This is a genomic window from Streptomyces sp. NPDC005728 (genome assembly GCF_040630895.1).
Lineage (GTDB): Bacteria > Actinomycetota > Actinomycetes > Streptomycetales > Streptomycetaceae > Streptomyces.
Window position 1 is genome coordinate 1 of record NZ_JBEXYL010000185.1, and the last position, 8,760, is coordinate 8,760.

Annotated in this window: 7 protein-coding genes and 2 pseudogenes; 5 read left to right on the forward strand and 4 right to left on the reverse strand. The window is 65.6% G+C overall.

Annotated elements, in window-relative coordinates:
• Together dacB and ABZ471_RS46300 are read left to right on the forward strand one after the other, a co-directional pair.
• Positions 1–864 (forward strand): D-alanyl-D-alanine carboxypeptidase/D-alanyl-D-alanine-endopeptidase (gene dacB, locus ABZ471_RS46295; protein ID WP_359075177.1); only part of this gene is annotated, 864 nt, incomplete at its 5' end.
• Positions 797–2,365 carry an IS1182 family transposase gene (locus tag ABZ471_RS46300; protein ID WP_359075178.1) on the forward strand — a complete coding sequence of 523 codons (1,569 nt, stop codon included), beginning with the start codon at positions 797–799 and terminating at the stop codon, positions 2,363–2,365. The genes dacB and ABZ471_RS46300, both read left to right, overlap by 68 nt.
• A gap of 37 nt (positions 2,366–2,402) precedes the next feature.
• On the opposite strand, the gene ABZ471_RS46305 is transcribed toward ABZ471_RS46300, so the two are convergent.
• From ABZ471_RS46305 to ABZ471_RS46315, 3 genes and pseudogenes are all read right to left on the reverse strand, one after another.
• Entirely contained in the window at positions 2,403–3,047 is a 645-nt protein-coding gene (locus ABZ471_RS46305; protein WP_359075179.1) for a lytic polysaccharide monooxygenase, read from the reverse strand.
• A 41-nt stretch (positions 3,048–3,088) separates the two neighbouring features.
• Positions 3,089–3,964 (reverse strand): cellulose binding domain-containing protein, encoded by an 876-nt coding sequence (locus ABZ471_RS46310; protein ID WP_359075180.1) that lies wholly within the window; start codon positions 3,962–3,964, stop codon positions 3,089–3,091.
• A gap of 258 nt (positions 3,965–4,222) precedes the next feature.
• Positions 4,223–4,538, reverse strand: a pseudogene (locus ABZ471_RS46315) (transposase); the annotation flags it as partial.
• A gap of 107 nt (positions 4,539–4,645) precedes the next feature.
• Between ABZ471_RS46315 and ABZ471_RS46320 the strand changes: the two are divergent.
• The 3 genes and pseudogenes from ABZ471_RS46320 to ABZ471_RS46330 all read left to right on the forward strand — a co-directional run.
• Positions 4,646–5,451: pseudogene (locus tag ABZ471_RS46320) on the forward strand (transposase domain-containing protein); the annotation flags it as partial.
• 151 nt (positions 5,452–5,602) lie between these two features.
• Positions 5,603–5,863, forward strand: a complete 261-nt coding sequence (locus ABZ471_RS46325; RefSeq protein WP_359075181.1) for a transposase — start codon at positions 5,603–5,605, stop codon at positions 5,861–5,863.
• Positions 5,860–6,417 (forward strand): IS3 family transposase, encoded by a 558-nt coding sequence (locus ABZ471_RS46330; protein ID WP_359075182.1) that lies wholly within the window; start codon positions 5,860–5,862, stop codon positions 6,415–6,417. The genes ABZ471_RS46325 and ABZ471_RS46330 overlap by 4 nt, the downstream gene beginning before the upstream one ends.
• A 342-nt stretch (positions 6,418–6,759) precedes the next feature.
• On the opposite strand, the gene ABZ471_RS46335 is transcribed toward ABZ471_RS46330, so the two are convergent.
• Positions 6,760–8,547 (reverse strand): FAD-dependent oxidoreductase, encoded by a 1,788-nt coding sequence (locus tag ABZ471_RS46335; protein ID WP_359075183.1) that lies wholly within the window; start codon positions 8,545–8,547, stop codon positions 6,760–6,762.
• Positions 8,548–8,760: the final 213 nt, after the last annotated feature.

Consider the following 8,760-nt stretch of genomic DNA (forward strand, 5'->3'; position numbering starts at 1 on the left):
AAGTCGGCGCCGCTGTCGGACATCGTCCACACGATGCTCAAGCACAGCGACAACAACATCGCCGAGACCCTGCTGCGGATGACGGCCCTGGGCGCAGGCCGCCCGGCCACCTTCGAGGGTGGCACTGAGGTCGTGCGCCAGGTGCTGAGCCGGGTGTACGGCGTTTCGCTCGACAACTTCGAGCTCTACGACGGCAGCGGCCTGTCCCGGGTCGACCGCATCCCGGCCGGCACCCTCGCGCAGATCCTCGAGCTGCTGACGCAGCCCCGCTACGCGCACACCCTCGGTTCCGTCCTCGACGGCCTGCCCGTCTCCGGCGAGGCCGGCAGCACGCTCGGCCCGGAGTACGGCCGCTTCGACGACGCCCACTCCAAGTGCGCGGCGGGCAAGGTGCGCGCAAAGACCGGCACCCTCACCGGCGCCATCGCGCTGAGCGGTCTGACTCAGGGCAAGGACGGCAAGTGGAAGGTGTTCTCCTTAGTCGAGAACGGCGCCACGGCCGACCCGAACGCCATCAAGGACGCCATGGACAACCTCGCGGCGACCGTGAACGGCTGCTACGCGCAAAAGACTCACAAGACCCCAACCCGCAAGCCCGTAAGGCAACGGCATGACTCTGTTGGCGATCTTGTGAGGGGTGCTGACGGAGCGTCCGTTGTGCGGTTCGCTGTTCGGAGCGGGGTCGTGTCTCTCGGGGAGGGGCCCGGGGATGTCGTTGCGACCGAGGAGTTACCAGCGGATTCCGACGCGGACGGTGTTGACGGCGTGGGCGGCATGTCCGAAGGGGACGCCGGCGATGCTGATGCGGGACCGGCTGGATGTGGTGTTCGAGGACGAGGACGTCGCGGACCTGTATCCGCGTGATGGGCGCCCCGGTCTGTCGCCGGGGCAGTTGGCGCTGGTCAGCGTGTTGCAGTTCGCGGAGAACCTGTCCGACCGCGCTGCCGCGAATGCGGTCCGCACCCGGATCGACTGGAAGTACGCCCTCGGCCTGGAGTTGGACGATCCAGGGTTCGATCACTCGGTGCTGTGCGAGTTCCGGGCCCGGCTGACCGAGGGGGACGCCGCCGACCGGCTGCTGCAGGTGATGCTGAACCGGCTGGTCGAAGCCGGGCTGCTTAAAGCCGGGGGCCGCCAGCGCACCGATGCCACACACGTGCTCGCCGCCGTCCGCAGGCTGAGCCGCCTGGAGCTGGCCGGCGAGAGCCTGCGAGCCGCACTCGAGCAGCTAGCCCAAGCAGCCCCGGACTGGCTGCTGCCGCTGGTGGAGCCGGAGTGGGACAAGCGCTACGGGCGCAAGGTCGAGAACGGCAAGGTCCCCTGCGGGAAGGCGGGAGTCACCGCCCTGGCCGAGGCTTTCGGCCGGGACGGATGCAAAGTCCTGGCCGCCGCCTGGGCACCCGACGCCCCGCCCCGGCTGCGCGCGTTGCCGCAGGTGGAGATCCTGCGCCGGGTGTGGGTGCACCACTACTACTGGGATGCACGCGGACGCCTGCGCTGGCGCGATGGCCACGCTCTGCCTCCGGCCTCGCTGCGGTTCGACTCCCCGTACGACACCGACGCGCACTACTGCGTCAAACGGGACACCGCGTGGTCCGGCTACCGCACCCATTTCACGGAAACGTGCACGTCAGACCTGCCGGAGGTGGTGGTGCACGTGGCCACGACGATCGCCCCGGTGCAGGACGGAGAGCTCACCGACCAGATCCACGAGGACCTCGCCCACGCCGGCCTGGCACCGGGCGAGCATGTGGTCGACGGCGCTTACGTGACCGCGGAACGGATCGAACGCGCCCAGCGTGTCCACCAGATCACGCTGCTCGGGCCGGTTGCTCCCGACCCCAGCCACCAGACCAAGGCCGACAACGGGTTCGACAAGGCCTCCTTCACCGTTGACTGGGACCACCACCAGGTCGTCTGCCCTCGCGGGCAGACCAGCCGGACCTGGAAGCCGCTGCGGATCTCCGGCCACGACTACATCCAGGTCCGCTTCGGTGAGGCGGCCTGTCGGGCCTGCACGGACCGGGCCCAGTGCACCAACTCCGCGGTCCGCCCGCGCTCACTCGCCCTGCTACCCACCCGCGAACTGCACCAGAACCAGCAGGCCAACCGCCTCGACCAGCGGACCCGGCAGTGGCAGGACCGCTACGCGATCAGGGCTGGCATCGAGTCCACTCACTCCCAGAACGTCCGCACCTGCGGCCTCCGCAGAACCCGCTACCGGGGCCTGCGAAAGACCCACGTCCAGCATGTCCTGACCGCTCTGGCCTGCAACGTCACCCGGATCGCCGAATGGATCAGCACCCCGACCCGAAACCCGCGGCCACCGAGCCATTTCCACGCACTCGTCTCAGCGACCGGGTGACCCCCACAAGATCGCCAACAGAATCACGGCATTGGCCCTAGGAGAAGTCTACGTCCGAGCAGGAATAGAATGCTTCGCCGCTGGAGGGGAGTTCTCGCTGCCAGATTGCGAAGATGATATGCCTGCCTTTCTTTGTCGGCAGGCGGACTGCCCAGCTTGCCGTGGTGTCGAGCGCGGGCTGTGCAGCGACCAGGAAGGGAATGGCCTCAAGGTCATCCCAAGCCAGCGGCTTGGCAGGGTCGTAGCCGTCCTTCGTGACGTAGTACTCGAAATAGCTGGGGGCATGTCGAGCGGTCTCCTTGAACAGCAGTGTCTGCTCCGACCCCGAGGGCAGCTCCTGCGCCGGCCAGTCATCGCGCGCAAGATCAAGGCCGGAGAACTTTGGGTTGTTGCCGCTGCACAGCTTGCCGTCGGGCACATAGGCACGGTGCCGACCGGCCACGTCGATCTGAGCCACACTCATCCAGTCGCTGAAGGGGGCGTCCTTGCTCTCCTGGTAGGCGGCATTGCACGCGGCGTTCGACGAGCGGCCGCCGCCCCCGTTCACGACGCCGAGCTCCTTGCATGCCAGGGACCGGCTGGGCGGATCTTCCGAGCTGCCGTGCGCGGAGGCCGAGCCCCCAGTGAGCACCAGAGGTGTCAGCAGCAGCGCACAGGCCGCGATGGTACGGAGTTTCCTCACGGTGGTGATCTGCCTTCTGTCTGTCTGTGAATCTCGTTGCGTCAGGGGATGGTGACGGTTTGCTCGGCGGAGAAGTCACTCCAAGTGCCGTCGTCCGTCTGGTATCGGATCTTGACCCTCATGGCATTCGCGGGGGACGTTCCGATGGGTAGGACCTGCTCAATTTTTCCGTCAGTGGCCTTCGGATACATGGTGGATGCGAGCCGGTCGTCCACCCAAAGCTCATAGCGGCGCGTGGCGTCCGCATCGCCGGACGGCGCCGCCCAGGCCATCTGGAGATACAACACCGGGTCCTCATCCTTTGTGATTGCTTGGACGGACAAACCGGATGGCCCCGTTGTCGTGCCGTTGGCGTCTTCGCTCTCGCTGTCGCCCTCCGGCGGGACCTGGTCGTCCTCCGGGACCTGACCGTCCGCCTGGGCCGGTGGACGGCCAGCGGGCTCCTCGGACTCCTCGGGCTCGGGCTGATCTGCCTCATCGTCGCTTTCGCACCCTTCGACCGCTTGGCCGTCGAGCATGCAGTTCGCGATGCCGAGCGTGAACGTGCCCTGCCCACTGATGCCCCACAGCACATCCTGGGTGTCTCCCGGAGGCATGGGATAGCCGGCTTTCGGAGTGAGGGTTACATGGCTGCCGGACTGCACAGTATCGGTATTCCAGGACGAATGATTTTCGAACGTCCCCCCTGTGACGTCGAACTCGAGACTCCATGCGTCGGCAGAAGTGTCGGAATCATTCGCCAGATGAAACGTCCCGCTCGCGTACCAAGTACTAGCGGATCCGGCTTCCAGGCTTCCGGACAACCTTCGGGCGCTGCCGTCGTCCTGCGTAGCGAGCGCAACTGCGGGAACGAGGGCAAGAATTGCCACCACTGCGGCAGAACCGAGAAATTTTCTCCGCATCCTCTTGGAACGCATCGACTTCTTTCTGTGATGGGTGTTTTCGACGGGCAAATCCGAGCCGTCTCGGTAGGCAGCCCAGCAGGGTCACGGCTCGATGCATGCCCCTCGCCGCTGGGAACTCAGAAGGGTGATATAAAGGAAAAAGCAAACGAAAGTTTTAGAAATCGGCCTGCCGGACGACTTCACACATGTCGAAAGGTGCGGCACAAGGGCATGAGGGCGAGCGGTCCATGTACCCACCTTGGTTGGGGAAGCGGCGGCTAGCTTGTCGTTTTATCCAGTTCGCCTTGGTTTCGTACCTACTTTGTGGTGGCCGAGACGGCTGAACGCCTCGCCGGTGGATAGACTCTGCCCCTGTCATGACGGGTCGCTGGGCCGCAGTTCTTCGAGCCGAGCGGTCGGCCTGGCCCGGAACGGGACGGGACTGTGCACCGGGTGGGGAACCGGTCTTCGCGTGCAGGTTTCTGAACCCCCTGTGGACGCGAGCGGGTGTCAATTTGTTCGGCTCGGTCGGCTTCTCCCAGGGCCGCCGCAGGTCGACAGCGAGCGGCCGGGCAAGCGGGAGCTGGGCATAGGCGGTGATCGCCCAATGTCGCGAAGTCAAGGGCCCGGAGGCGGTGTCAAGAGGAGCGTGAAATGCTGCGGGACTCTGCTATCCAGGGGATCGACCAAGATCTTCCCGAAAGCAGAGGCCCTATGGTCCAGTCTGTCATGGGCGACACCAGCGATGTGTTCGCCCCCGGCCATCTCGGTGAGTTAACGCAGGTCGTGCCCCCGGAGTTGGTTGACTCGGTTCTGGAGGAGACCGGCGCGCGGGAGCGACGGCTGCGATGTCTTCCCTCCCGGGTCGGGGTGTACTTCGTTCTGGCTTTGGGATTGTTCGACCATCTCGGCGCCCGACTCGTGTGGACCAAGCTGGTCGCGGGGCTGACCACCCGCGTCCCCGAGCCTTCCGAGAAGGCGCTTCGCGACCTGCGCCGGCGGATCGGCCCGGCGCCGGTCAAGCGGCCTTTCGAGGTGTTGGCGGGGTCGCTGGCCCAGCCGTCCACTCCTGGGGTGAGTTACCGACTCCTGGGGTGAGTTACCGACGCTGGCGGACGGTCGCCTTTGACGGGTGCAGCAGCCTGATCGTCCCCGACCATGAACGGAACTGGTCCTGGCTCGGCCGTCCCGCCAGCCGGCTCAGGCAGGCGGGATATCCCAGACTGATGCTGATGAGACTGTGCGAGACCGGAACCCGCGGCCTGATCGCGGCAGCCTTCGGCCCCGTAGCCAGGGGCGAGACGTATTACGCACAGCAACTGACCTCGAACTTGACCCCCGGCATGTTGCTACTGGCTGACCGCGCCTTCCACACCAATGACCTGCTCGCACAAGCCGCCCGCCGCGGCGCACAGTTCCTGGTGCGTTGCACCAGTCGTCGGCATCCGCCGATCCTGACGCTACTGCCCGACGGCTCCTACCTCACGCGCATCGCCGGCCTCACCCTGCGCGTCATCGAAGGCGAGATTCGCACCCGCACCGCCGACGGCGGCACCTTCGGCGTGAGCTTCCCCTCGTAGCGTGGAGGCGTGAATGAAGGGGAAGTTGAGGGGCATGGCGGGGAAGCGACGTTCGTATGACGCGCCGTTTCGTGAGGGTGCGGTACGGATCGTGTTGGAGACGGGGAAGCCGGCCGCGGAGGTCGCGCGGGATTTGGGCGTTCACGAGGGCACGCTGCAGACGTGGGTCCATCGGGCCCGGGTGCGTGCGGACGCGGAGGCAGCGGGCGGGCTGGACGAGTCCGAACGCGAGGAGCTGCGGCGGCTGCGGGAGGAGAACAAGCAGCTGCGCAGGGAGAACACCGAGATCGGGATGGAACGCGATGTCCTCAAGCGCTCCGTGGTCCTCTGGGTGAAGGAGGCGATGAAGTGACCGTTGCGGGCTTCATTGCCGACCAGCGGACCGAGCACCGCGTCCCGCACACGATCGCCTGCCGGGCCCTTGAGGTGTCCGAGTCCTGGTTCTACAAGTGGCGCCAACGCCCCGAGCGGCCGACGAAACGCGAGGTCAGACGGGCAGCACTGGCCGAGCGGATCACCTATTTCTTCAATGCGTCGGGCCGCACCTACGGCTCGCCCAGGATCACGCTGGATCTGTGGGCCGAGGGCTGGCAGGTTCCGGTGAACACCGTCGCCCAGATCATGGCCGAGCTCGGTCTGCAGGGCCGCAAGCCCCCGCGCCGGCGCCGGAACCTGACTCGGCCGGGCAAGCGGAAAACGGCCCGTTCGACGATCAAGGTGGAGTACATCCACCGGCACCGCTTCACCACCCGCGCCGAAGCCCGGCTGAAGATCGCCACGTGGATCGCGGACTTCTACAACACGCGCCGCAGGCACAGCGCCGCCGGCGGGCTGCCTCCGGTGGAGTTCGAACGAACCATCACCACAGCGCGGTCCCGCTCGCATCAGGAGGCTCAAGCCGCATGAGGAAGTCCTCCACGTTTCCAGGGGATTGACACCCCTCTGGTCGCCGGTGTGCTGAGTGGAATCACCACGCCAACGACGAGGGACCCTGCCTCGTCACCACACTCGCTGACCAGCCCATTTCACCCGCCAGCACAGGATGAAAGAGGTTCACTGCGTCACCTTCATGCCTCTGTCGAGCCACACCGCGCGGGTGTCGGCCGGCGGCGGCACGCTATCAGTGAGCCAACCCGAGGGCGGCAAGGAGCACTGCGGGCCCGTGCCGACCGACACCCTGGACGCTACGGCTGCAGACCGAGCGTCTGGACTCGATTCAACAAGTCAGACACTCCCGCGGCGGATGGTTTACGCCGCGTCAGGCGCGATGATGTCGAACTGATTCGGCAGCCCGCGCTGGTAGAGCAAGTCGTCGATGGCCCAAAGTGGCTTCATCACTGGCGGTGCGTACATCGCGGCGATCTCGGCTGGTGGTTCAGCGGTGCCGGAGGCTGCCAGGATCCCGTTTGCCGCGGCCCGTCCTGCCTCGTTCGCTCCTTCCATGGTGGCGAGGTTGATGTTGCTGCGAACGTAGTCGGATGCGAGGAAGAAGTTCTCGATTGCGGTGGTTGCCTCGGGGCGAAGGTTCCAGGACGAGGTCGTGTTGATCAGGAGCGGTTCGTCGTTGCTGACGTCTGCGGTGCCCTCGCCGGTGATGGCTGGGTCGACGAACCAGGAGTGGATGGCCGAATCAGGCAGAATGCTGTCACCGTCGGGGAGCGACTTGCGGATCTGTGCCACCACCTCGTCGACGATCTGCTGCCGGGAACACTGCTTGGCCGGTTTGCCGTACAGAATTCCCGGCGCGTTCCAGTTGGACAGATCGACGGACAGGCAGTCGCGCACTTTTCCGTCACCGTAGCGAGAGAAGTCCCTGTTCCAGAATTGGGCCTGGCTGATCGAGGTCAGCGCCCACGGCTGGCCGGCGTAGGTGACATGTCCGTGGGAAATCGGCATTTTCTTCGTCGTGTAGATCATGACCCCGTTCATCCAGTCGGTGGTCAGGCTTCGGAGTCTGTCCAGGTCCGGATCAGCGGCGAGGATTTCGGGACTCAACAGCCGGGATGCCCGCTCGACGGGGACGGCGAGGACGTACCAGTCCGCGTCCACGGTGAGGGCGGCGCCGGATGCGTCTGCTGCTTGCGCGCCGGTGATCCGTCTGCCGTCGCATGAGAGGCCAGTGATGGTGGATCCGACTTTGAACTGCACGCCGAGGCTCCGGAGATGCGCCACCCATGGGTCGATCCATGCTTCGTTGGTCGGCGCATTGAGCAGTTGGTCTGGATCTGTGTACGGTCCCATGCCCATGGTGCTGTAGAGAAACGCCTCCGCCATGAGTCCGATGGTCCGCGTATTCGCTCGCTCCGGCTTGGCGGCGACCAATGAGGAGGTGACCATCTCGAGCAGCATCTCTCGAGCGGCCTGTGACAGCGTGTCCGCTCGGATGAAGTCGGCATAGCTGGTCGCTTCCCACTGGCCCATCCTGCGCTGAGGTCCGCTGGTCAGGAAGGCCACCATCTTGCTGGCGAAGAGCGCGGCATCCCGCGGTGGAACCCGGGTGCCGGCCATATTCCTGAAGATCTTAAGAAGGTCATCGGGTAGCAGCGAGGACCGCAACGACGCCGGAAAATCGAACTTCGTTCCATTCCATGTCATCAGCACGCGAGTGGCGGTGACGAGGTTGTCCTTCACTGTGCCACCAGGGGCCGGGATGCGCCTCATGGTGTCCGGAACGTTCTGGTAGAAGCCGGGGAAGAATCGGAACCCATGCTCGCCCGGCAGATCGGGGCGTCCGCCGGCCCCTGTGTCCGGTACGGGTATGCTCCTTGCTTTTCCGCCCAGGGCCTTCCGCTCATAGACGGTGACAGTGAAGCCCCTTTCAGCCAGTTCCTGTGCGGCCGTGAGCCCGCCCACCCCTCCTCCCAGTACGGCAACACGCCGATTGCTCGCGCCGCGCGATGCGGTGGTGGCGCCAAAGACCCTCGGGGCGAGGAAGCTTGCCCCTCCCAGCGCGACCGTTGCCGCTCCTGCAGCCCGTGCGGCAAACTTTCGGCGCGATATGCTCGCATGTGCACGGTTTTCCTGGGTGCCACTCATCGCAAGCTCCTCCACTCGGCGTCAGGGAGGCTCAATGAACTGCTGAGCTAGACACGTTGGGACCGCTGAAAGTCACGCGCATCGTCCCTTCGATGGACAATGGGCGAACGGAAGTCTCAGAGGGCGTTTGAAGTAGGCAGATTGCCCTTGATGCCCTAGTAAGTCCCTCGCCAGGTAGGGGTGGTCTCGTCCGTTATGCGCCTGGCGAGGTTG